This window comes from Nocardia exalbida NBRC 100660, assembly GCF_000308575.1.
Classification (GTDB): domain Bacteria; phylum Actinomycetota; class Actinomycetes; order Mycobacteriales; family Mycobacteriaceae; genus Nocardia; species Nocardia exalbida.
This window is the reverse complement of record NZ_BAFZ01000036.1, coordinates 1-24,435: the sequence shown is the minus strand read 5'-3', so window position 1 is coordinate 24,435 and position 24,435 is coordinate 1. Positions and strand designations below refer to the sequence as shown.

Here is a 24,435-nt window from a genome sequence, read left to right as displayed (position 1 = left end):
CCCTGCCAACGACATCCCTGAAATGCGATCGCCCTCGACGATGTCCGCGAACGGACTCGTCGAGGGCGATTGCATCGGATTTCCGATCGGCCGCGGCACCGGCACAACGCGGGCGCCGCGACCGAGTTCGATCGACCGTCACCGGGCCGGCTCGTGTCTCACAGGACGATCCGCTCGAACCGGGATCGCGATCCGAACCGGCGTCGTCACAGCCCGATCTGCGAGAAACGCATGGCCTGACCAGTGTCGACCACGCGGAACTGCCCGTCGATGCCGGAGACGGCCTTGGTGGCCGACTTCAGCTGAGTCAGTGCCTCGTTGTACTGGTCGATCTGCTGCTTGACCCGAGCCTGCAGGTCGCCGTTCGAGGTACCGGCGTCACCCTGGAAGTTCTCCGCGAGCAGCTTGGCCAGCGTATCCCGCTCACCCGCGTCGAGCATCATGGTGTTGAGCACCGCGTCGGTGCGGACTGTCAGGCCCTCGACGGCATCGTAATCGTTCTTCAAAGCCATTTTCCGAAACCTTTCGCTATTGTTTCTGCCGCAGATCCGGCATCAGAAATTGAGGTTGTATTTGTTGACCTGCGACGCGTTCTCCTGGTCCTGGCTGTCGAAGTTCGCGCCGGAGGAATTCAGCACGTCGACGATTTCCATGAAGGTCGCGTGCAGCTTCGAGCCCTTGTCGAGGGCACCCTGCAGCGCCGCCTGGATGGCATTTCCGGTCGCGCCCTGAACGGCGGGCGCGTATTCCTGCTTGATGCCATCGAGAATACCCTGATGGTTCTTGAAGGTATCAGCATGGTGGTGAAACTTCTTGGCGGCGGCATTGATTTCGGACGGGTCGCCGGTGTAGCCGATGGGCATATCTGTTCCTATCCTATAAGGCGTTTACCTTGCCTCGGACGGATTCGCCGAGGACGTTGACAGCGTGTGCGTCGGAATCGTCGATGCCCGGGTCGGGCCATCGACGTCATCGACCACACCGATTACAGGGGGTTTCTCCAGTACCGGCACCTCCTGGCTTCCTCCGGGAACGAACACCGCCGCTGGATCTCGGATTTCCTGTCGTTCCGGTGGCGTCCGCCTCATTCGCGATGGCGTCGCACGGGCAGACCTGTGCCGACACACCTCCGGCGGCGCGTTGCCGAGATCCGGGAGTGCCATGGTGAGACTCCAATCGAACGCGACTACCAGCTCGGAACGAGCGGCTGCTAAGGAAAACGGTAATTTATTCCCAACCTTGGGATGGACGCTCGAAGTCAGATCTGCTGGGGTACCCAGGCCACCTGGACGAGATCCCGGCGAGAGTTCATGGGCTCCACCAAGATTCCCCGGCCGGGCGGTTGTTTGGCAGCTCGGACGTCACCGATCAGCACACCGTCGAGCTTCGAGCCGTCCATGATCAGTCCCGAGGAGTTGAGGTTCTTCATCTGCCCGATCACGTTGTCGTAGAGCGCGGTATCCGCCTGGGCGATATTACGGGCGGCGATCACGTGCAAGCCGGTGTCGCGGCCATCGACGATGATGTCCTTCAACGGTTCCAGGGGGTTCAGCGCGCCACGCTGCGCGATCATGTGATAGTCGTCGATCACGACGAAGACCTCCGGCCCGGTCCACCACGACCGCTCCGCGAGCTGCCGAGGGGTCACGTTCTCCGGTGGGCGCCGCGAACGCATCTTCTCCACCAGCGCCGGTAGCGCATCGCGCACGTCGCGTTCGTTGGTCACGTGCCCGATGAGCATTTCCTGCGGCACCGTCTCCAGATGCCGCCTGCGGTAGTCGATCAGCAGCACGCGGGCCTGCGAGGGGTCGAACTGGCGCCGGATGGACTCCAGCATCGCGGCCAAGGTGGTGGACTTGCCGGACCCGGTCGAGCCGAGCACGATGAAGTGCGTCGAGACACTGAAATCGATCGTCGCGGGCCGCAGATCGGATTCCCGGAGACCGAAGGGCACGATCAGACGCTGAGCGAGCGTTTGCGGCGCCGGCCAACCGATGCGCACTTCGTCCATGCCAACGCGTGGAGGAAGCAGTTTGACCTGCGGCGCCCGCCGGTCTGTATAGCGTTGAGCGACTTCGGCGGTCGCGGCGGCGAGGCCCTCTGCGGCCGAATCCGATTCTCCCACCCCGTCGATACGTGGTAACGCCGTCAGCATGTGCAGGCCGTCGGTCGAGATGCAGCGCCCAGGCCGATTGGCGGGGATCGCCGCGACCACAGCGCGGTGGACATTGAAGGTCGTGTCGGCCAGGTCGCCCAGACGCATCTCGAGGCGAGTCTGCATCAGGTCCTTGATCGCGGGGCGAATAGCGATCCAGCGTGAACTGCTCACCACCAAGTGAATGCCGTAGTTCAAACCCTGCAGGGCGAGGGATTCCATCACCGGGGTGTACTCGTCGTAGTACGGGCCGTTCGTACCGAACCCGACGTCCCATCCGTCGATCACCAAGAAGACATCACCGTAGGGATCACGGTCGAGCCAGGGCGCCCCACCCGGCCCGTCACGCACCGTGCGGAACTTCCGGATGGTGTCGATACCGAATTCGGCGAACAGCGACTGCCTGCTCTCGAGCAGGTTCGTCACCAACGCGATCGTGCGCCGGATGCGGTCGCCGTCCCTGGCCGCGGCGACCGATCCGACGTGCGGGAGATTCGCCAACGCCGACAAGCCGCCGCCGGAGAAGTCCAGGCAGTAGAACTGCACCTGTTCGGGAGTATGAGTCAGCGCCGCGGACAGGATGAACGACTGCAGCGCCGTCGATTTGCCGGACTGCGTACCGCCGACGATGGCCATGTGGCCGCCACCACCGGACATGTCGACCGACCAGACGTCCTGACGCTGTTGACGCGGCTTGTCCACCAGCGCCAACGGCATCTGCAACGCTCCCTGGGGCACGGCGCGAATCATCCGCTCCAAGGTGGGCGGCGTGACCAGCGGCGGCAGCCACATCTTGTGAGCGGGATTTCCGTGCCGGGCCAGTTGCTGCAACACCGCTTCCATCACGGTGATCGACTCGCCGTCGGCGGCCTCGGTCGCTTCCTGGACGACCACAGGCTCGACCACCGCGGGCCGAGTGTCGGCGATATGCCCGGCGGTGAAGCGTTGCGGCGGCCGGTATCCGCCACCGGGCCGTCGCGCGCGTTGCGCGGAGGCCGCCGACACCTGCGCGGGGGGAGAGTATTTCTCGCCCACGTACGCGGCCTGGAACCGCTGGAGGTCGCCGGAGCCGACCCGCAGATAACCCGCACCCGGCTTCTTCGGCAGGTGATAGGCGTCCGCGGTGCCGATCGCGTCGCGGGAGTCACTGGTCTGATTGGTGCGCAGCGCGATGCGGTAGGAAAGGTGCGCTTCCAGCTCACCCATCCGGTTGGCCGGCACTTTCTGCGACGCGAGCAGCAGGTGGATGCGCAGCGATCGACCCAGTCGGCCGATAGCTACGAAGAGCTTCGAGAAGTTCGGGTACTGCTCGAGCAATTCGGCGAATTCGTCGAGGATGATCAGCAGCGTTGGCAACGGCCGCAGATCCGCACCCTGCTCTCTGGCGCGCTCGTAGTCGGCGACGCTGGCGAAATTGCCGGCGTCACGCAGAATGCGTTGCCGCCGCGCCATTTCGCCGTTGATGACGTCTTCCATACGGGTGACGAGGTCGGCTTCCTCTTCCATGTTCGTCACCACGGCCGTCACGTGCGACAGCCGGTCGAATCCGAGGAAGGTCGCGCCGCCTTTGAAGTCGACGAGAAGCAGGTTCAAGACATCAGGGGAATGTGTCGCCACCGCCGAAAGCACCAGCGTACGGAGGAATTCGGACTTACCCGATCCGGTCGCGCCGATGCACATGCCGTGCGGGCCCATGCCTTCTTCGGCCGATTCCTTGATATCGAGATAGACGACACCGCCGGCCGGGTCGTGACCGAACGGAATGTTGAGACGTGCCCGGTCCTCGTCGCGCCGCCGGATCCACACTTGCTCGACGCGAATAGCGCCGGGGTCGGCGACGCCGACCATCTCCTCCCAAGACGTACCGCCGCTGGCCTGCTCGGCGGCCACCGCCTCCACGACGGTCGACAACCGGTACGGCGAAAGACTGCGCGCCATCGACGTCATGGACGCCACGGACAGCGAATCGGCCACTCCGACCCGCCGCACCCCGCGCGGGGACACCTCGTTCAGCGAGCGGTCCTCGGTGACGGTGAAGCGCAGCGCGCGCGGGAGATTCTGCTCCGAGGCCCCCAGCCGCAGCCACGTGCACCCATCGATGCCGGAGATGTCGCGGTCGCTCGCGGGTCCGGCGACGTCGACGATCAGCAGGTAGTGCGTGCGATCCAGAGTGGGTTGCGAATTCGCCGAGAACGGACCGCGATTGAGCCCCGCGAGCACCTTGGTACGCAGCTCCGCGACGGTGCGGTACACCATCCGGCTGGAGCCGATGGCGTCGGTCTCGTTCGGATGCTGGGTGTGCGGCAGCCATTTCAGCCACGCCCATTCCGGCGCGTCCGGATCCGACAGCACTGCCGCGACGGCCACCTGGTCCGGACCGTGTAGCACCGCGACTTCGGCGATCATCGCGCGGATCAAGCCGGTGACCAGTTGCGGGTCACCGTCGATGCCGACCTGCGGCGCGGACAGCAGATTGATCGCGACGGGCATGCCGCCGACCGTGGAGTACGCCTTGGCGAAACGGGTCAGTTCGACGACGCCGACCGGGTCCAGATCGGAGGTGGGCGCGGCTTCGGGAACGATGACGCGCACCTGGTTGGCGATGCGCCCACGGCCGACTCGCACCCGCAGGAACTGCGGACTCGCGACCTGCACCTCCCACATCCGCTTGCCGCCGATCAGCCGGGCGATCTCGTCGGGGCCGGGATGGGTGTAGCGCAGGAAGGCATACAGTTCGGCTTCCGCCGCGTGCACCGTCTTACGGTTGTCGGTGAGGCTGCGCAGGTAGTCCTTGCGTTCCTCGTTGAGGCTCGCCGCGCCGCCGGAGTTGCCCCCGAGCGCGCCGCCCATCATGCCGAACATCGACACCAGCATCATGGCCGGGAACATCAGCATCATCGGGTTCATGGTTCCGCCGCCGCGGAACATCATGACCATCATCCCGCACATGGCCGCCACCATGACCACGGGCATGATCATCCGAAGCCGCGATGCCGGAACCGGTTTGGGCAGCTCGGTCGGCGGCTGCAACCGCAACTCGGTCACGGCGGGGGCCTTCGGACCGCGCACCGTCCGGGCGGGCCGGACGAATCGGCGAGTGCTGGTCACTACGAACCACCCAGCCCGGCAACGATCTTGTTGTTCGGAATTCCGTCGTGTTGAATGCGCGCTTCCTTCTGGGACAGAGCAGGTCCGACCGCGAACAGGGAGATGATGCTCCACGGCGCCGGGACCGGAGCCCGCAGCCCGAGGGCGATCAGGGAGGGATCGGTACCGCCGCTGCTGCTCGGATCGGCGATGATGCCGTAGCGGACGCCGCTGTCGGAGACCCAGTAGAGCGATTCCCGCAGCGGAGACCCCGCTTCGGCGCCGGTCACCTGCACGAAACGGCCGGTGTCTCTCGGCAGGTACGCCGCGTCGGCGGTGGTGCCGCGCGACGCGGCGGAGGTCACCAGGTCCACCGCGCGCCCCTGCTCGTCTTTCGTGAGCGGTAATTGCCTGCCCACCAACAGTTCCGTCATCGCGTTCGGATCGCTTCCGGTGCGCGCCCAGTGCAAGCAGGTCACGCCGGACCGTTCGGGATCGACCAGGCGAATCGGACGGACCGGGTAGGACGCGGTGCCGGGCCACTGTCCGGGGCGCAGATTCGACGCGATCACGTCTGGCCCTACCGCGCGGGTGGACACCGAACCTTGCGAGTCCGCGTTCCGGACCATCGCCGCCAGCACGGAGCTGATCCGCACCAGCCCGGTCTGCGAGACGAGATAGTACGAAGCCCCCTGATCCGGCGCCGACACGGTGAGTACCGACCCGACCGGCGTGGTGAATCCGTTGTTCAGCGTGATCGACTCGCCCTTGCCCGGCACGTCGGGCACTCGCAGCGGAGGCGCTTCCGGAATCGCGTTGACCAGGCCCTTGGAAGCCGCCATCACCGGAGCGGTCGAATCGATGCCGAGCGCCATGGCCACCGCGGTGCTCGCGAGGTCGATCGCGGCGCGCACCACGCCCTTCTCGGCATCGCCGTACACCAGCCAGGTCGTGGTGTCGTCGCGCAGCAGACGGGCCTCACCGTCACCCAGCGGGCGGTTGGCGTCGCCGTCCACGGTCAGCGGACCACCGATGGCCGTGGTCCGCACCGCGGAGCGGCTCAAGGTCGGCAGGCCGGTCGAGGGGTTGACCGGCGCGGCCGCACCGGTTCGCGCCGTGTCACAGACCGTCCACGACGAATCCCTCTCGTCGGTGTCGACGATGCTGCCGGGCGCACCGGGAATGCCGACCCACGGCCCGCGCGGGTACTTCGACAGCTCATCGCGCGAGACCTGCACGGGCTTGTCGGGAGAACCGACGATCAGCCGTGCCGAGGTGAGATTCAGTGCCGGGAACAGCCGGTTGTTCAACCGCACGAACAGCGCGCCGGTGTCCTTCTCCGCCACGATCTTCGAGTCCCCGACCTTCTTGGCGGGTTTGAAGAAGGCCAGCACGGCGGCACCCGCGATGAGCACGCACGCGAGCGCGATGCCGATGGACAAGGCGGTCGAGCGACCACGTTGCGGATCATCGATCATCGACGCGTCTCGACGGACCAGCGCATGCTCTATCCGGCGCAGCAGAAAACGCCAGCCGGAAATCTGGTGTTTCGTCACAACCCGGAAGCGCGCCACCGGTTCCCGTTCCTTCCGCCGCCCTGCCAACCACACCGTAACCAGCGGTCACAGCATGAATACGACCCCTATTCCCAACTCTGGGAATCGGATCAGCGGACGCCTCACACTCGCGTGCTCGGCGCCAAGCCCTCCAGCGCCGCGCTGACGTCGAACGCGTCGATCGTCATGAGCTCTTCGTCGGTCATCGCGGCGATGTCGGCGTTCTCCCTGGTGAAGCGGTAGTCACGCTCGGCTTCGGCGGCCTCGATCACGTTGCGCACGAACCGGCCGTTACCGGCCAGATCGATCAGCCGCCGTCCGTTCTTGGTCTGCCCCGCCAACTCCTCGCAGCGCAGGCGCAGCACCTCGCGTGCCTGCTCGGACAGGATGGAGTCCTTGTTGCGCGCGATGTGCTCGGCGATCTGCACCAACTCGTCGGCGCCGTAGCTGGCGAAACGGATGCGCTTGGTGAATCGCGAGGCGAGGCCGTCGTTGGACGCGAGGAACCGGTCGATCTGGTCCTCGTATCCGGCGATGATCACCACGAGTTTGTCCCGATCGTTCTCCATCCGCGCCAGCAGCGTGTCCACCGCTTCCTTACCGAACGCGTCGCCGCCGGAAAGACCCTCCTGGATCAGCGTGTACGCCTCGTCGATGAAGAGCACACCGCCGAGCGCCGAGTCGATCAGCGCGTTGGTCTTGGGCGCCGTATGGCCCAGGTGCGTGCCGACCATGTCGTTGCGGGACACCTCGATCACGTCGGCGTTCTCCACGACACCCAGGCCGGCGAAGATCTTGGCGATCACGCGGGCGATGGTCGTCTTGCCGGTACCGGGCGGACCCGAGAAGATCAGGTGCTGCGACTTCGAATCCACGGCGAGCCCGCGCTTGGCGCGCACCTGGTCCATCAGCACGCCGGACTTGAGCCGGTCGACCTGTTCCTTGACCGAATCCATGCCGATCTGCGCCTGCAACAGGTCCGAGGCCTCGGTGAGGAGACTCTCGCGCTCCGCCCGCGCCGCGGTGGCGGCCGCCTCGCGCGGATCATCACCCGTCTTCGGGTCCCACCTGTTGGTCCGGGACGCGATGAGTTCCGCGGTGGCGACCTCGAATCGGTACGACTTGTCCCGCACCGCGCGCTGCCATTCCTCGCGCTCGGGCCACAGCGCCGAACCCTGGAGCCCCTTGAGGACCTTCTCGGCGGCGTCGTGATCACCGTTGTGCCGCATCAGCATGCCGAGCAGGAAGTGCGCGTCGGCCCAGATGTAGGACAGACTGCCCGAGGAACTGTCCTCCACGATCCGCTGCGCGCGCGGCATGGCCTCGCCGAAGCGGCCCAGGTGCGCCAGCGACTGGGCGGTCATCAATTCGGCGGCGATGTCGAGGAGGCCGTCCTCCAGTGACGGTCGCGCGGTGCGCAGGGAGAGCACCTCCGGCCACTGCTTGGTCCGGAAGTACAGCGACATGCGCACGAAGTCGGAGACGTCGTCGCGGGGGACCTCGTCGAGAATCGCCGCGGCTTCCTGCCATTCACCGCCTTCGGCATACGAGCACGCCTGCGCTATGGCGATCTGGTCGCGGTCGGCCATGGCGACGCGCAGTCCGTACATGCCGATCTCGACCTGGCACCACAGCGCGCGATCGACCAGCCCGGCCCGCTGCTGGTCGCGGTAGAGATTGTGCACCGAGCGGTAGGCGCCGTAGATCACCTCCGAGGTGACCTCCCCCGCCATGGCGCGCCCCAGCCAGGCGTCGCACATGTCCGGGTCGAGATCGGTGGCGGCCCGAAACGCCGCCGCCGCATGCTGCTCGTTGCGCACGCCACCGGCGACCAACCCAAGATTCTGAACACCCGTGTAGAACGCGTCCTCGGCCGCTGACACTCGGACTTCCCTTCCGCCGATCTAGCCTGCTCGAACGATAGATTCCGGCGGTCACGCTCCGGACTCGGCAACTTCCCAATGATGGGAAGACTGGAGGCGCCGCTCGCCGCCGCCCCCACATGCCAATTTTGAACGTGCCGTCAGTTAACGGTATGTTTACCTCGGGGTCGGCAATCATCCGCCTGCAGACGACCCCTTCGGCGGCGGCTGGCCAGCCGCGATCCGGTCCCCCAGCCGCCGCGCAGCAGGTCACAGGGCTTCCGCAAAATTCTTGCCGCTATTTAGGTGCACGCTATTGAACGTTCCGACAGAAGAGGGTACTGTCTGAACACAGATCGCCGGTCCCTCATCCCGACGATCTGAACCCAAAAGCAACGGCCGGTGGCACCGGCAGGCCACCGGCCGTTGTGGGGGTTGGACACCAGAGCCGCAGCCTCGATGGTCTACGTCTACCACTGCCAACCTTCGGACTCAGCAACCCATTCCCGCATCTGGGAATGGGTTTTTCTGCGTCACGGGCATTTCCGGTCAGGGAGCGGGCGGGTCGATGCGATCGGACGCCGGAGCCGTTACCCGCGAGGGTGCCGGGGGCGCGTCGGCGACACCGGCGCTCACCGCTCCGTTTCCTTCGGAACCCTTTTCCGGCACCGAACGCAGCGGCGACCTCGTGGACGGCGCCTGCACCACGGCGGGAGCCTCCCGCGTCCGGCGCTTCCTGGCCCACGGAGTGGTCGCGGGCCGACGTACTTTCGGCGCAACCTTCACGGGATGTGCCGGCTTCGGAACAGGATCCGACGCGACCGGCGGTTGCGCCGCGCGTCCCCAAGGAGTGGCCGGCGCGCCGGTCAGCGGACCTCCCATCTCGGCACTGTCGGGGGCGCGCGTGTCGAGCGGGGGCACGTCGACGGCCGCTGCGGCAACGCCCGACTCGGAGCCGACCGGGCGAACCTCGGAATCGAACGCTCCCCGGCCCGGAATCTCGGGCGCCACATCGTGGGCGGCCGCCTTCGCGGCGTCCGCGGCGTCCCGCGCGGATACGGCACGGGGGCTCGCGACTTCTGCCGCCCGGTCCGCGTTCGGGTTCGCGTCGTTCGGCGCGACGCCGGCGACCGGCGACATCTTCGCGGGATTTGAGCCAGGATCACGAGGTCCGGTCCCGGCGGGTGCGGCCGACCGGTCGCCGGTCCGGTCCGGCGCACCCGCGCCGCCTCCGTCTCCGTTTCGATCGGCCGCTCGTTCCCCGGCCGCTGCGGGGTGCGCGGCCTCGCGCATCGCGGCAGGGACGCGCGCATCACCGGTTCCGTGTCTGTCGAGGACGGTCGGCGCCGCAGCAGCGGCGGGGCCGAAGCGTGCCTCGGGCTGTTCGCCGTGCCGCCGAATCAATTGCTCCGGAGTCGGTACGGGTCCGGGGGGAGAGCCGTCGGCCGTCACGGTGGGCGGCACCGCGTCATCGAACGGGGTCGATGTCGTGAAGTCGAGTGTCGCGACATTCTCCGCGAACGTCGCCGCGTGCCGCATGATGTCGTCGGCGTGATCGTCGAGCACTTTCGCGAAATGCTGCACGGCGTCCGGGTCGATGCGCAGCGGAGGGGGTTTGCCCGACGACGGGATGTCGAGCGCGTCGCGGGTGGCGTCGTAGACGATCCCCTTGACCATGTCATCGATGGCCTGCTCCAGCGGTTCGATCGCCTTGCCGATGACTTCGGCGACGATGTAGCCGATCAGGTACTGCGCCATCTGCTCGCACAGCTTGCGCGCCGCGGCGGCGACCAGCGGCGCGGAGGGAGCGAGCGGCGGTGTGATCATGATCGAGGCGTAGGTCGCGGCCAGGGCGGCGAGTTCGGCCAGTACGGCCACCTTCACCGCGGTGATCACCGTCGCCGCCACCTCGAGTGCCTGCCCCACGAGCTTGCACGCACTCTCGAGTTGCCGCATGTGGGTCGAACTCATGGTCGCCCACGTGGCGACGAGCTGCTGGTAGGACTCCCCCGAGTAGAACGCCCCCATCTGGTCTATCACGCCGGTCGCCGAGTCGTGCGTGCCCTGCACCTGCTCGGCGAAGGTGCGCACATGCCCGGCGAGGGCGCGTACGTCGTCCTCGTTGATGTCCGGGTACGGGACGCCGCAGATGTTGAGGAAGAGCGCGACCTCGCTGGGGATGTCTATAGCCACGCTGCGCTCTCCTCCCCGATCATCGGCTCACAGCACGCGCACGACGACGGCTTCGCTCGGCATACGCGACCACTTCACCGTCGAGCCGGTGTAGGGCGCCTCGATGACCATGCCGTTGCCTGCGGCCAGCTGCACGTGCTCGGGCCCGCGCGTGCTGAACGATCCGGCGGGGAACACCAGGTCACCTGGGCGTACATCCTCGGGGTGCACGCGGACGCCGCTGTAGATCTGCTCGTACGTCGTTCGGGGCAGCACCACTTCGCCGTGACTGGCCTGGGCGATGGCGTACTGCGTCAGACCCGAGCAGTCGAACCCGCCGCCGCTGGGTCCACCGGCGCCGCCCCCGCCCCAGACGTAGGGCGTACCGAGCCAGTCGCTGGCGGCCAGCACCGCGTTGCTGCCCTTCGTCCCGTCGGAGCGGACCGTGTTGTTGCGGCGCAGCCGGGAAGCGGACCTGGACCTCGAGCGCATCCGTCGCCGCCTGCGCGGCGCACCGCCGTGCCGGGCCTGCCTGGTCGCCGGCGTCGCGGGCGGCATGATCTGCGCGGCCTGTTGCCGTGCGGCGGCGACATCGGCGTCGACCTGCTTGGTGGCGTTGGAGATGGTGGACTGCGCGGCATCCAGCAGCGCGGGACCGCTGAAGCGGGTATCGCCCACCGCGGCGATCGCCTGCATCCGGCTCTGGAAATCCGCGATGTGATTGGTCAGGCGGCCGCGGCCGTTGACCGTTCCGTCACCGGACTCGCCGACGGTCTTGCCGACGATGCTGTCCTTGCCCGCATGCGATTCCGCGATCGACAGCTGCATGCCCTGCGCCTCGCCGTAGCGTACGGCCACCGCCCCGGACGCGACCCGCAGATCTGCGGCGAGCGCTTGGGTCGCACTCGCCGCCTGGCCGGCGGGTTGGCCGTCGCCGTACAGCTCGAGCAGCGATCGGAGCACTCCGTCCAGGTCGTTCGTCAGTGCCTGCGCCATTCGACCGACTCGCCATCGCTCATCACCGACCGCCTCTCACACTCTGCAGCTATTGTGTCGCCCCGACCGATCCGGTCGTATTCCCATTCCTGGGTGGGTAATCGAACTATGGACCACTTCCCATAATCGGGAAGCGGAGACAATGGGAGGACTTCTGAGAGGCGGTGGCGGCGGCATGGTGACGACGGCGACGAATACCGAAGCCAAAAAGGCGGCGGTGTCGGCATCCGCCCCCCTGGGGAGCTACGCCTCCGAGGCCAAGCACTTCTGGCTGGTCGATTTGCACTGCCCGGCCGGTGCGTCGGAAGGGCTGCGCGCCTTCATCGCATTGGCCGACACGGCCATTCAGACCGCCGTGGACCTGCTCGGCCGTGGCATGACCGCTCCCCCGCCGAAAGTCGACGACCTGCTCAAGCCCGCGATCTACGAAACCCTCGGCAAGGGCGAGGCGGACGACGAATACCGCAAGACCGTCGACAAGGTCGAGGCCAGGCAGCTGAAATTGCTGCAGATGGACGATCAGGTGGTCAAGACCTCCGTCACGGTCGCCGCCGAACAGGTGCAAGCCCTGCGGTCCATCAAAACCATCGTGACCGAGTTGAATACGAAGCTGAAGGCCGCGGGCAGCGCCAAACTCAAGCCCGCTCAGGAACTTCCCTTGCTGAAGGCGGTCGCCGCCGCCGTAGAGGCGGTCTACGACAAGGTCACCGCGATCGCCGACCTCAACGAGGACATGGCCAACGGCAAAGGAAAGGGCAACTCGAACGGCGGTGGTCAGAACGGCGGAGGGGGCACATCCGCGGGCAGCAGCGGTAGCGGCGGGGGTGGTGACGGAGGACTGTCGTCGCTGCTGCCGATGCTCGCGATGCTGCCGATGGCGGCGATGCCGCTGATCTCGCAGATACCCGAGATGATGCATAAAGCCGACGAGGACAAGGCGAAGAAGGCCGAGGAGAACGAGCACAAGGGCGCTCCGGGACAGCCGGGCCAGGCACCGCCGCCCGGCAATCAGGCCACGCCCGCTGCCGCGCCGCCCCCGGGCGATCCGAACGCGCAACCGCCCGCCGCACAACCGGCCACCGCGGAGCCCGGCGGCGTCACCGCCGCCCCGGCGGCGAATACCGCACCGGCCGACGATCCGAACGCCACTCCGACGGTGACCACGGCACCCGCCGTGATACCGGTTCGGCTGACCAGGGACCGCGCCGCGTCCGACCGGCCCGGCGGGGAGCCCACACAGGGTGCGGCGGTCGTCGACGAACAGGAAGCCGAAGCGAGTCCCGTCATCGAGACGTAGCCCGATCCAGCGCCTTTCCGGTCGGCAATTCACTGCGCCTCTCGCCGATTCGGCGCCAAGGGAGGCGGCCGGCGCGCTACCGGCGTCGTACCGATCCGCGCACGTCGCATGGGTGGAGCCGGGCGCGACAGCCGCTGCCCGTCTCGGTCGGTGGCTGTCCGCGAGCTGCCGGGACTCGTGTCGTCGCCGCTCACGCGTCGCATCGCCTCGTCGAGCGCGCCCCCGATAGTTCGTCGTCGAATTGAGAAAAGCGCTGCCCGGGGCGCGGCAGGACGGGCCTGCCGCGGCCCGGACAGCGCCGGTCCCTTACCGCGGAACGTCTTTCACGATTGCTCCGAAGGCGACACCGGCGGCGGGGGCGTCGAGGGCGCGGCCACGACGGTAGGCGGCGGCCCTCCGGCGACTTCCGGCGCGCTGACCGACGGAACCGAGGCGGGCCGGGCGACGCGCTCGGGCTGCACGGCGGTGGAGACGGGTGCCGGGGTCGAGACGAACTGCGGGTGCAGCGTGACCTGTTCATGGGCATAGACGGCGTCGCGCAGCGTCTGCCTGCTCGGCTCGTTCGCCAGCAGCAGCACCAGTTCGTTGCAGCGCCGCTCGAAGACCATGCCGCGCAACGGCGAAACCCCGGCGTCCAGTCGCAGCTGCCCGATCTCCACCCGGCCCACGTCGACCCGCTGCCCGAGCATCGACGCCACCAGCAGGTCGTCGGCGTCGCGCAGTTCGTCCCACAGCTCGCGCGGCACCGGCCTTCCGGCTTGCAGGTCGGCCAGGATCCGTTCCCGGACCCGGCGCGACGCGACGGCTTCGGCGGGTACCGATCCGGACCGGCCGACCTGCCCGTGGGCATCCGCGGCCAGTTCCACACAGCGCGACCGCACCTGGGTGTCCGGTACCGACGAGACGTGTTCCAGGCCCGCGATCGAACCGGTCAAGCCGAGACGGTCGGCCGTATCCGGGGTGAACTCGCGCAGGTCGACGTCGTAGGACGGACTGACGAGCCCTTCCATCGCCGCTTCTCCGAATCGTGAGCGCAAGCCGGGATCGATCGGCCCGGACGAGACGAGGGCCGACAGATTCGCGTTCGCCTTCGCGCCCCAGGCGAGGCCGAATTCCGCCAATACCCGGGCCGGGTCGGTGACGCCCTCCCATGGCGATCCCGCGCCGTCGTCGGCGGCGAGCAACTCGTCCCAGTTCCACGGAGTGGAGACTTCGCGTGGCAGGAACAACCCGGCGGGCAACCAGCCGCGGCCTTCGTTCGACGTGATGAAGACGCCCGTTCCCCCGGGACCCCGCATCACCGCGACCGCCCAGGCCATGCCCACCGGCGAGTCCACGGCGGCGAGAACGCTGCCGAGCAGCGTCTTGGCCAGCACCAGGTCGTCGTTCACCTGGCCGCCGACGACGTACACGGGTTCGGCCTCCTTGTCCTTCGCCGAGGCGACGGCGGCGGCGAACGGGCTCGCGACCGGCACCGGCATGGGCGGCATGTCCGTTCGTCCCGTCGCGCCGCTGGGCGGCTGCGTGGCGGCTCGATCGTCCGGGGTCGCGTTGAGCGGGCCGACTCCGGCGGGCGGCACGCCCGCCGTCGCCGGCGCGGTCACGCCGGTGCTCGACGGCCCACCGGGTGTCGACGTTCCGGGCGCGTTCGGCGTGCCCGCGCCATTGGTGCTCCCCGGCTCTGCCGAAGCGGCGGTCGCGCCGGGCACACCGGGCACACCCGTACCAGCCGGGGATGCCCCGTTGGGTCCGCCCGGCGAAGTCGCGAGCGGATTGTCCTCGGCGGTGCCGGGGCCCGCCGCGGCGGGATCGGTGGACACCGGCCTGGCCGAACTGGGGTCGGCCGTCACCGGGCCATCGCCGGGCGCGGAACCGGGTGGAGTGATCGGGCGGTTCGAACCGAAGGGATCGGTCGAGGTTCCGGGGGGCGCCGTCGGGGAGGACGGCGTATCGGTCAGGCCGCCTGCCTGCCGGATGTGGCTGGCGAAATCCTCGTCGGATTGTTCGTAGGCGTTCGCGGACGCGCGCAGCGAGTCAGCGGTGCGATCGTGTTCGCTGGCCAGCGCCTCACCCGCCCGCTGCCGGGCGTCGTAGTACCGTTCCAGCGCTTCGTAGACCGGATAGGCGATCTTGCCGTAGGTGGGCAGGAAGTTCGCGAGCCATTCCGTGGGCGGTTTGGCCCATTCCCTGGTGTCGTGCGCGACCCGGTCGTGCTGGTCGGCCAGCTGACGCAAAACGGCAGGGTCGATTTCCATGCTGTTCGGCATGCTCGATCAAATCCTTTCCCACCACACGTCCCCCTATTGTCGATTCTTCCCAGAGATGGGGAGTGCGAGACGGTTGCCCGGTGCGCGGTCGCTCCAGGGTCGGTATGCGGCGACGCGTTACTCGACGCGGCATTCGGCTTCCGCTCAGCGGCCCGGCCCCGCCGTGATGGTCGGTCGCCGAGCGGGCGCGGCGGGGGTGGGAGCCGGTGCGACGAAACCTGGGTGACTCACGATCTGCGCGTGCGCGTACACCGCGTCGCGCAGAGTCTGCCGAGTCGCCGCCTCGGCGAGCAGCAGCACGAGTTCGTCGCACCGCCGCTCGAAGACCATGGCGCGCAGCGCGCTCATCTCCGATGCGTGCCTGCCGTCGGCCTGGTCGGCGCGCAGCTCACCCAGCGCAACTCTGGACACATCGGCGCGGTGCGAAAGCATTGTCGCGGTAAGCAGGTCGTCGGCATCCCGAAGCTCCTCCCACAACTCCTGCGACACCTCGCGGCCCTGCCGCAGTGCGCCGAGGATCCGCTCGCGTGCCGCGGGCGCGCCCAGCGCGGCAGGCGAGCCGAGACCGGCCTTGTGGACGCGAGCGTGCGCGTCCGAGGCCAACTCCCAGCATCGCACTCCGATCTCCGACTCCGGCGTGGCCGCCGCCCGCCGCACCAGCGCCGCGGCCCCGACCAATTCGAGGCGGTCGGCCAGACTCGGCTTCGGTGCGCTGAAATCCATCGCCGACGAGGCGGCCACTTCGCCCTCGATCGGCACGTCACCCAGCTGCCGTCGCAGATCGGCATCGACCTCCGCCGAGGAGGCGATCGCGGTCAGCCGTGCGCCGGACCTGCGGCCCCAGGCGATCCCGAATTCCGCCAGCACGCGTGCGGGATCGGCGACGCCCTCCCACGCGTTCTCGGCCACCTCCCACACCCACGGGGTGGATAGCTCACGCGGCAGGTACAGCCCGGCCGGTATCCAGCCGCGACCCTCGTTCGAGGTGACGAACGCGCTGATACCGCTGGGATGGCGCATCACCGAAACCGCCCAGCCGAGCCCGAGGACGGCATCACCGCCCGCCGCCAGCACCCCGCTCAACAGCGTGCGGGCCAGCACCAGATCGCCGTCCACTCGCTCGCCGAGGACGAATGCCGGAGCGGCCGCCGACGTCATGGCCGCACCGACCACAGTGCGCATCGACTCGTCGCTGTCGTCCGCGCCGTCCTTACCCGCGTCGGTGCGCTGCTCGGTCCGTTCCGGTGGCTGCGTTTTGGCGGCGCCGCCCGCACCCGGTGGCGGTCCCGCGCTCGCCGCCGTGATCTTGGGGGTGGCGACCGGCCCACGCGATTCGCTGGGCGGAGGCGCCGTCTGCTTCGCCTGAACTTGCGGCGGGGGGACAGAGCCGGCCTGGGCCGCCGGAGCGGAGACCGCCGGTCCAGCGGGAGCGGCCGAGGCAGCCGGTGCGAACGGTGCGAACGGTGCGGTGGAAGCAGGGGCAGCGACCGGTGGCGGAAGGATCAGCGGCGGTGGCACCGACGTACCGGAGTCGGCTGCGGACACCGAGGAACCGGTGAACTGCTCTGCTGCCGTGTCGTGCGATTGCTCCGCCGAAACGGTGCCGGAGCGGTCGGGAGTCGCGGACTCGACCGGCTCGGCCGCCTCGGCCGGGACATCGGGATCGCTCCGACGGGAATCCCGCGCGTCCGGACCGGCCGAATCCTGAGCATCGCTGTCCACCGGGGCATCCCGGCCCGGTGCCATGTGCTCGGTGCCGGTGACCTGCCCGCGCGGTGGAACGCCCGCGGCGGGCAGACCGTGGCCGTCCTCCAGGCCACCGCCGGGCGCGGTGTTCACCGGGACGGTCGTCGGTCCCCCGGGGATGTACTGATCCGGCACCGGGCCGGTCGACGGCGGACCGGAGGTGTCCTCGGTGGCAATGGGACCGGGTCGTTCCCCGAGCTCGTCACCGGGCAACAGCGGGCCGAACGGATCGGTGGTCACCGGTCGGTCGTCGGCATCTTGCGGGAGCACCGTAACCGGGAAATCGTCTTTCGGCCGATTCGTCCGCTGCGAGCCGTCGTGCCGTGGATTGCCGGAGTGGTCCTTCGCGGGCCGGTGCTGGTGATGGACGTCCCCGCTGTGGTCGTCCGCACTGCGGTGGCCCGGCTCCCAAGGCCCCGGCTGCCCCAGCGCGTCGGCGATCAAGCCCAAACTGGGCAGGCCCTGCGGGCTGATCGAACCGAGCGCCGCGCGAACGACATCCTCCACGTCGTCCCTGGCGGCGGCGATCATGCCGGGGATCCGGCTACGGAGGGCCTGGGCATCCGATTCGTCCTCTTCCGCCGCGGCCGCGCGTTTCGTCGCGTTGATCCGCGAGGTGGTCTCCTCGACGATGTCCAAGATCTTGTTGCGGGTCCGATACACCAGGTCGGAGAAATCCCGGAAGGTGTCCGCCGCGGCCTCGAGCGCGTCGGCGAAAGCCTGCGGGTTCATCCGCTGGCGCAGCATGTCGTCCTTGATCGGTTGCAGACCGGCACTGGAGCGGGCATGTTCGTCGAAGCCGCGGCGTTTGCTCTCGGCGTCGAGCAAGTCCAGCGCCCCCGCACCGTCTCGCGCGAGACGTTCCAGCGCACTCCAGTCCCCCGGCGAGATCGCCGGCCAGTTGTCGCCGACGATGGCGTCCCAGTACGGACTGTGGCGCTCCGGTTCCATCAGCGAGTCAGATGGATTCGGTGCGGCGGCGCACCGCGGCGGCGCCTGCGCGATCGGCGTCGGCGTGCGTGTAGGACACTTGGGCGGTGACCTGTGTCGTCGCGTCAACGCGGCGGCCGTTGGCCCGAACAGCGCGCTCGAACGTCGTCTTGATCCACTGCGTATGCGCCACCAGTCGCCGGTCGATCTCCGATTCCGGTCGCCGTGGCGCGACGAAACCATCACTGATCTGCCCGACTTGGCCGCCGATCGTGGCGATCGCGGTCCGGAACTTGTGCGCGGCGGCGACCACCTCGTGCGGGTCGTCGGTATCGAATGCGTCGGTCATGTCGCTGTCCTGTCTCGCCGTTGCGGCGGTCGGCAACTCAGGTGTCGCGTCGGAACTCGGATTCCTCCATGGCGCGATACGACGCCTCGGTCGGAAGATCGAACGAGTCGATCGTGTAGGAACGGGTCCCCTTGTACTCCATCTCGGCCCGCAGCCCCACGCGCGACTTCGCGTGCGCCAGCCGCGCGAGCTTCACGATTTGGGACGCCAACCACTCGTCGCCGTTGTCGCGGGCGTCATCGGTGATGTACAGGCCGATGATCTCGCCGTCCCGGTCGCATCCGACGCCGACGGTGTGGTCGGGGTTGAACACCTCGTAGGTCATGTTCCGCCAGTCCGGTGCCGCGGCCTCCGGCTGGTCGTCGTCATCGAAGTCGTAGTCGTCCACCTGGATCGGGTGCATGTCGGTCATCGGCTGGTCTCCGAGAATCGTTCGCCGGGGCGGGGATCGGTCAGGTAATCGGAATCGTCGGTGACCGATTCCAGGCGCGCCGCCAGCGCGGACCAGGCGGCGTCCTCGATACGCATGATCTGGCGCAACTGCCAGAACCGGGCACCGAGATACAGCTCCCCCGTGCCGTCCGGAGCCACGTCCAGATGGTCGGGACCTTCGGTAGCCGGGTTCAACGTCACCGCCGTCACCGGCGGGCGGGTGTCGTCGACGTTGACCAGGGTCGCGCCGCCGCCCGGAATGAAACTCTGCCGCAACCGGGCGCTGCTGCCGATGGCGACGTCGGCGCTGTTCGTGGTGATCGTGACCTCCGGGTTCAACAGCAGTTGCAGCACCCAGGACCGGGCCGTCTGCTCCGGGTGGTCGGCGTTGATCGCAATCGTCAGGGTCGCCGCCAAGTCGACCACCAGTACCGCGTCCGTGGTCGTGACGCCGGCGATCACCAGACGCCGGGCAGTGCCGACGGGGTACGGAAGGTCGTCGGCGGCCAGCGACACCACGTCCGCGCCGACTCCGCCGCCGGTGGCGGGATGCGCGGAGACGGTTCCGGTGGCGACGTCGATCGTGTAGGCGACGATCGTCTCCGAGATGCCCTCCGCCACCCCGGCCAGCCGGACCAGCCCCTCGTCGTGCAGCCACCGGACGGTGTCGGCGACGGTGACGTCCGGGGCGGGCTCGGTCATCCGGACTGCCCAGAAGCGGTGGCGACCGGCTCGGTTCCCTCGATGGGCGTCTCCATGACACTTTGGTACTGCCGCGCCGCATCGGCGGTACTCTCCCGGATGGCGGCCATGATCTCGGCTACCAGTTCCGGGCCGGTGAGGCGCGCGGCGGTCCCCGGAGCGAGGTAGAGATCGGTCAACTTGCCCATCGCGTCGACCTCCGGGATGACCGCGCCGCTCGGCGACGGCCTGCGGGCCCGGATGTTGTCGATCTTCTCCCGCATCTCGGCGATCCGGTGCCGGAGATCGCGGGCGGCGTCCAAAGCCGCCTGCACGTCCGGGTGGATGGAACTCACGACTCCACCTCGCTGTGCTCACTCATGCGTTACCTCCGGATTGGGAAGGGGTCTGGTTGCTCGGTGTGGGCGTCGGGGGGGTGACGGTCGGGGCGATGGTCGGCCGTTCGCCGATCACCGCTTCGGTGTGCGGCGTGTCGTCGACGTACATCAAGCGGTCGGGATGCCACGCCACGACCCGGTTGCGGTCGTTGTTGCTGCCCGAGTTGCCCATGCCCGGCGACATCGGCATGTACGGCATCATCGGCGAACCGCCGCGCGCCGCAGCGGCGTTGGCGGCCGACGAGGTACCGAGGGGTTCGATGACCGATGCCCGCGGCATGCCCGACCCCAGGGTGGCCGCCGCAGCCACCGGCAGGGCGGTCGCCGCGACGGTTTCCGCCTCGATATCCGGGATGCCGAGGCCAGGGCTGCCTGAGGGCATCCCGCTCGGGCTGCCCGTACCGAGCCCACTCGGGATGCCGAGATCGTCGTAGCCGTACTCGTCGAGGCCGTAGTCGTCACCGATGTCCGACGTGTCCGACTGCCCGAGCTGACTCAGCGGCATTCCGGCCGAGGCCATCGCGCTCATCAGGGCGGGCAGCATCTGGGTCAACGCGCTGGAGTCGCCGCTGCCGTCGCCCTTTCCCGCGCCCTCACTGGCACCCTCACTCGCTCCGACCTTGGAGCCGACTTCGGTGGAGTAACCGGTGATGGTCTCCGCCGATCGAGCGTTCTGCTCGTTGAACTTCGCCAAGGCGGCCTGGATGCCGAGCTCGTTCTTGGAGCGCATCGCCGTGATCAGCTCCTTGCGCGCGGCGATGATCTCCTCCGGTGTGGGATGTTTGGCCTTCGCGGTGCGGAACGCGTCACTGTAGGTGTCGATTCCGTCGGCCAGCATCCCCAGACCGGTGCCGAGCTGGTCGAGCCACCCGCCGCGCTGGCCGAGTTCGGTCGCCGCCGCGGTGCCCACAGGCTCCCAGTGCTGCATCGACTTCGCCGCCGAATTCACTCCCTCGATGGCCGCCAGATGGGGGCCCGCGGTGAATTTGCGCAGCGCGTCGGCGAATCCCTTTGCCGCACCGGGCCCGGGGCCCGAGTGCAGCTGCTGGGCGAAGGTCAACGGGTCGACCGCGCCGCCCGCGACAGGGAACCGCAGCGCGGGCGGTCGCCGCTGGCCGATCTCCTGTACATCGCCTACCGGATTGGCGAGGAGCTCACCGCCGCTGCCGTTGATGGTCCGGGCGCCGCGGTCGTCGGCCGCGGTGTAATCCGCGGCTGCCGCGCCGATGTTGTACGCGGTGCGCTGGATATCGGTGAGAACACCGGCCATTCCGTTGAGCAGCGATGCCGCCTGCGCGTTGAGCTGCGGCACCGCGGCAGCCGAGATCGGGTCAGCGCCCGCGGGCACAACCCATCCGCCGGGGATCGCGGCCCCGGTGTCGCGCGCCATCGCGGCGAGTTTCGATGCCGCAGCGACGAGTTCCTGCGGATCCACATTCAGCGCCATCGCGACCTCCTCTCCTCATCCGCCGCTGTCACATTGCTCGCACGATCAGCCCGCCGCGACAACCGGCATTGCCGCGGCCGCGGACTGATCGGCCGAGCCCGGCGTCGTCGGGGGCGCGCCCCCGTCTGCCGGCGCGGTCATTTCGATGCCCTTCGGATGCACGAACCCGGTGAAGCTACCGAATTCTCCTGCCTTATCGGTCATCTCCGGCGGGTTGCACGGCTTGAGCTCGCCGTCGATGATGGCCTCCAGCGTGCCAGCACCATCCTCGGAGGGGAATACCACGAGGATCGCAGTCCGCTTCTCCCATACGGCGACGTCTCCGGTCATCAGCTGGTACGGGTCGACCGGAGTGCCGATCTGTTTCTTGTCCGACCACTTCGCCGACGTCTTCTCGTACGCCTTCTGCGCGTCGGTGGCGCTGCGGTTGCCGAACGCCGCGTCCAGGGCTTGGGCGACCATCGCGGAAACCTTCTGTGTGCGCCCGTCGGGGAAGGTGTATTCCACGCTGCCGTCGGCGCCCGGGGTACGGCCCGGCGCCACCGTGGGTTGCGTGGACGACGTCGTGCCGGTGGGCGTCCCGGTGTGCTGCGTCGCCGGAGCCGTCGTGGACGGCTGCACGACCGCGGGCTGGGCCGTGACCGGCGGCGTGACCGGCGGCGGAGCGACCGCATCGAGTTCGTCGTCGTAGCGGCTCGGATCCAGGTCCCTGCGACGGCTGTTCAGGTCCTGGTCGGCCATGTTCCGCATCATCGCCTGCTGCATCATCATCGGCAGCATGGAACTCATCATGTCCATGCCGGAGCCCATCGGCGACGCGGCGGGGGTTTGCGGCACGTTCGGCGTCGTGGGGGTTGTCACGCCCGGCGTGGTCCCGCTGGGGTCGAGGCTGCTCGGCGTCTGACCGGTCGAGCCGGGGCCACCGGGGGTGTCCAGATCGGGCAGCGTCGTGCTGGGACTGGTCGGGTCGTCGAGACCGTCCAAGCCGGGGGGGAAGTCACTGTTGTCCACGGCCGGCGGGATCGTCGGGTCGGGCGTGCCGGGAGTGCCGGGGGTCGTCGGCCAGTTCGACGTATCGACGGGAGGCGGAGTGCCCGCCGGGTCGGCCTGCGCCGCCTCCAGTTTCTTTATCTGATTTTGCAGGTCCTTGATCATCTTCGTCTGATCGTCGATATCCTTGGCCACGCCGCTCTGCCCCTGCCTGACGGCATCGATCTCGCTCGCGAGGGAATCGTTGGCGGCGCTGACCCAAGTCAAGATATGGCTGTCGATCTGGATGCCTTGAGGTGGAGCAGTAGGGGCCTTCGCGACGACTTTTTCGTCGATTACCTTGTTGGTCGCTTTCTGCCCCGCCTCGGACCATTTTCCGGATTCGCGTATCGAGTTCACGAGTTCGGTGATGTTGCCGTTCAGGTCGGTGTACGACCGCTGAAGTTGTACCGCTACTTCCGCGTAGTTCGTGAAACTGCCGACGTTCGCAGGGGGGACCTGCGGCACTTCGGGAGCTTTGGGGGGATCGCCCTTGGCATCTTTGCCGAGAATCTTCCAGATCCCGTCGAAGTTTTGATACAAGGTCTTGAAGCAGGAATCGGTGAAGACCGAGAAGACCCATTCAGGGGGGTAGTCGCCCTCCTGAATCTTCTTTCGATCGGGCATCAGCATCGGGTGCATGTCGGCCATAGCGCCACCCCTCAGCTGGTGCTAAACGTCGTCGATGCATTCAGTGGCTTGGTCGGCAGCGTCGCAGGGTACGACTGCCCTTGTCCCGGAGCCGAGCCCGGCCCTCCCGAATGCGAGACGCCCGAAAAACCGGCACCCACGCCGGCGCCGGTCAACCAACCGCGAGCCGCATTCAACGACACGCCGCGCGCGGTCCACGCGGCTCCGATGTTCGCGGCTGGGTTGCGGATACCAGGGTTGAACGCGCCTGTAGCCGCCCGCGTAAGCAGGCTTCGCCCTCCCGCGTTCGCCATGGCCCGGGCGGCACCACCGGCCCCGCCTCCGAGCAGTGCAAAGGCGCCGGTTTCGGCGCCATTACTGAGAGACTCTCCCCAGCTTTTGTCCTCGACCACTTTGTCGTAGAGGGTCTCTGTCGCGAAGCCGGCCAGGGCACTGCCCGCCGCAACGCCGAACGCCGTGCCGACACCCGGGACGACCGACCCGAGCGCGCCACCGGCAACGGTGAGGCCGGTGGTCAGCGCGAACTTACCGACACTCGACCATGGAATGCCGAAGAAGCCCATGAGATCACCTCCCGGATGCTAGGCGGAACGCCGGTGCACGGCGGTCGACCGGTCTTCAGTTGCGTCCATTGCGGCCGACACCACCTGGGTCAGAGGCTCGCAAGGCTGGTGCCTCACCACGGCAAAGTCCGCCTTTCGATCGAACTCCCCATCGTCGACCAGAGCGGTGTACGCGACGATCGACCATGAGTGAGACCTACTTTCGACGTCTTCATTGTCGAGGCTTCCCAACTCCGGGAAGCTCAGCGCTGGCAGAACCGGGGAGGCCGGTCCGAATCCAACTACACTGACTTGCGCGAATTGTCCAGGCTGCCAGATCAGTTCACAGCGACTTGTGAGGATGGGTTGGATGAACGTCTGCGACCCACTGCTCGAACCTACCGCTCGGGCATCCTCCACCTGCCGATGGCACCGACAACCGGGGGACGATCATGACCTCTGCTGAAATCTGGCCCACCGGGGTCGAGGTAGCAGCGCAAGAGCCGGAAACGGCGGAAGACCAGCAGACCGGACCGGTGACGCCGTGGTCGAGCCGGGCGGATCAGCAGCGGTCACGGCCGGGTGCGGCCGTACCGGGACAACCGGGCGTTTCCGCTCCGCCGGGTCAAGCGGGCGCTCCGGCACCCGGTCAATCCAATGGCGCCGGGCAGCCGGGGCAGTCTAATTCGCCGAGCGTTTCGGCTCCGTCGGGTGTGCCGGGTCAGGTCGTGCCTGGGCAGGTGGGGCCGCCCGCTGGTGTTGCGCAGCCGCTGTCGGGTGAGGGTGTGCCGGGTGGTGTGGTGGCTCCTCGGGTGGAGCAGGCGCCGGGGCCGGGTGC

The 24,435-nt window shown here is 68.2% G+C and carries 17 protein-coding genes; 1 reads left to right on the top strand and 16 read right to left on the bottom strand.

Going from position 1 to position 24,435, the window contains the following annotated elements:
* Positions 1-206 precede the first annotated feature (206 nt).
* The 7 genes from ON29_RS07625 to ON29_RS07595 all read right to left on the bottom strand — a co-directional run bounded on the left by ON29_RS07625 (position 207) and on the right by ON29_RS07595 (position 11,828).
* The gene (locus tag ON29_RS07625; RefSeq protein WP_040865460.1) at positions 207-512 is read right to left on the bottom strand and encodes a hypothetical protein; all 306 of its coding nucleotides are present in this window, start codon (positions 510-512) and stop codon (positions 207-209) included.
* Positions 513-554: 42 nt separating this feature from the next.
* Positions 555-863, bottom strand: a complete 309-nt coding sequence (locus ON29_RS07620) for a WXG100 family type VII secretion target (RefSeq protein ID WP_040865459.1) — start codon at positions 861-863, stop codon at positions 555-557.
* A gap of 395 nt (positions 864-1,258) precedes the next feature.
* The gene (gene eccCa, locus ON29_RS07615; RefSeq protein WP_051174968.1) at positions 1,259-5,263 is read right to left on the bottom strand and encodes a type VII secretion protein EccCa; all 4,005 of its coding nucleotides are present in this window, start codon (positions 5,261-5,263) and stop codon (positions 1,259-1,261) included.
* Complete coding sequence (gene eccB / locus ON29_RS07610) at positions 5,263-6,798, bottom strand: type VII secretion protein EccB (RefSeq protein ID WP_245548855.1); 1,536 nt, start codon at positions 6,796-6,798, stop codon at positions 5,263-5,265. Before eccB ends, eccCa begins: the two co-directional genes overlap by 1 nt.
* Positions 6,799-6,920: 122 nt before the next feature.
* Positions 6,921-8,681, bottom strand: a complete 1,761-nt coding sequence (gene eccA / locus ON29_RS07605) for a type VII secretion AAA-ATPase EccA (protein WP_040865457.1) — start codon at positions 8,679-8,681, stop codon at positions 6,921-6,923.
* A gap of 528 nt (positions 8,682-9,209) precedes the next feature.
* Positions 9,210-10,853 carry a WXG100-like domain-containing protein gene (locus ON29_RS33675; RefSeq protein ID WP_051174967.1) on the bottom strand — a complete coding sequence of 548 codons (1,644 nt, stop codon included), beginning with the start codon at positions 10,851-10,853 and terminating at the stop codon, positions 9,210-9,212.
* Positions 10,854-10,880: 27 nt separating this feature from the next.
* Positions 10,881-11,828 (bottom strand): C40 family peptidase, encoded by a 948-nt coding sequence (locus ON29_RS07595; protein ID WP_040865456.1) that lies wholly within the window; start codon positions 11,826-11,828, stop codon positions 10,881-10,883.
* A 142-nt stretch (positions 11,829-11,970) separates the two neighbouring features.
* Between ON29_RS07595 and ON29_RS07590 the strand changes: the two genes are divergently transcribed.
* Complete coding sequence (locus ON29_RS07590) at positions 11,971-13,125, top strand: hypothetical protein (protein ID WP_157172687.1); 1,155 nt, start codon at positions 11,971-11,973, stop codon at positions 13,123-13,125.
* 323 nt (positions 13,126-13,448) lie between these two features.
* Here the strand turns inward: ON29_RS07590 and ON29_RS07585 are convergent, their stop codons facing one another.
* The 9 genes from ON29_RS07585 to ON29_RS35660 all read right to left on the bottom strand — a co-directional run bounded on the left by ON29_RS07585 (position 13,449) and on the right by ON29_RS35660 (position 23,618).
* On the bottom strand, positions 13,449-15,392 hold the full coding sequence (locus ON29_RS07585) for a type VII secretion target (RefSeq protein WP_040865454.1): 1,944 nt from the start codon (positions 15,390-15,392) through the stop codon (positions 13,449-13,451).
* Positions 15,393-15,536: 144 nt separating this feature from the next.
* The gene (locus ON29_RS07580) at positions 15,537-18,089 is read right to left on the bottom strand and encodes a hypothetical protein (RefSeq protein ID WP_040865453.1); all 2,553 of its coding nucleotides are present in this window, start codon (positions 18,087-18,089) and stop codon (positions 15,537-15,539) included.
* A gap of 7 nt (positions 18,090-18,096) precedes the next feature.
* Complete coding sequence (locus ON29_RS07575; RefSeq protein WP_040865452.1) at positions 18,097-18,417, bottom strand: hypothetical protein; 321 nt, start codon at positions 18,415-18,417, stop codon at positions 18,097-18,099.
* Between the two features lie 37 nt (positions 18,418-18,454).
* The gene (locus ON29_RS07570; RefSeq protein ID WP_040865451.1) at positions 18,455-18,829 is read right to left on the bottom strand and encodes a hypothetical protein; all 375 of its coding nucleotides are present in this window, start codon (positions 18,827-18,829) and stop codon (positions 18,455-18,457) included.
* Positions 18,826-19,551, bottom strand: a complete 726-nt coding sequence (locus tag ON29_RS07565; RefSeq protein ID WP_063825259.1) for a hypothetical protein — start codon at positions 19,549-19,551, stop codon at positions 18,826-18,828. Before ON29_RS07565 ends, ON29_RS07570 begins: the two co-directional genes overlap by 4 nt.
* Positions 19,548-19,886, bottom strand: coding sequence for a YbaB/EbfC family nucleoid-associated protein (locus tag ON29_RS07560; RefSeq protein ID WP_040865450.1), 339 nt, complete (start codon positions 19,884-19,886; stop codon positions 19,548-19,550). Before ON29_RS07560 ends, ON29_RS07565 begins: the two co-directional genes overlap by 4 nt.
* Before the next feature lie 22 nt (positions 19,887-19,908).
* A complete protein-coding gene (locus ON29_RS07555) occupies positions 19,909-21,375 on the bottom strand; it encodes a PPE domain-containing protein (RefSeq protein ID WP_040865449.1) in 1,467 nt (488 codons plus the stop codon).
* A gap of 45 nt (positions 21,376-21,420) precedes the next feature.
* Positions 21,421-23,055 (bottom strand): hypothetical protein, encoded by a 1,635-nt coding sequence (locus ON29_RS07550; RefSeq protein ID WP_040865448.1) that lies wholly within the window; start codon positions 23,053-23,055, stop codon positions 21,421-21,423.
* A gap of 11 nt (positions 23,056-23,066) precedes the next feature.
* Positions 23,067-23,618 (bottom strand): hypothetical protein, encoded by a 552-nt coding sequence (locus tag ON29_RS35660; RefSeq protein ID WP_157172686.1) that lies wholly within the window; start codon positions 23,616-23,618, stop codon positions 23,067-23,069.
* Positions 23,619-24,435 lie beyond the last annotated feature (817 nt).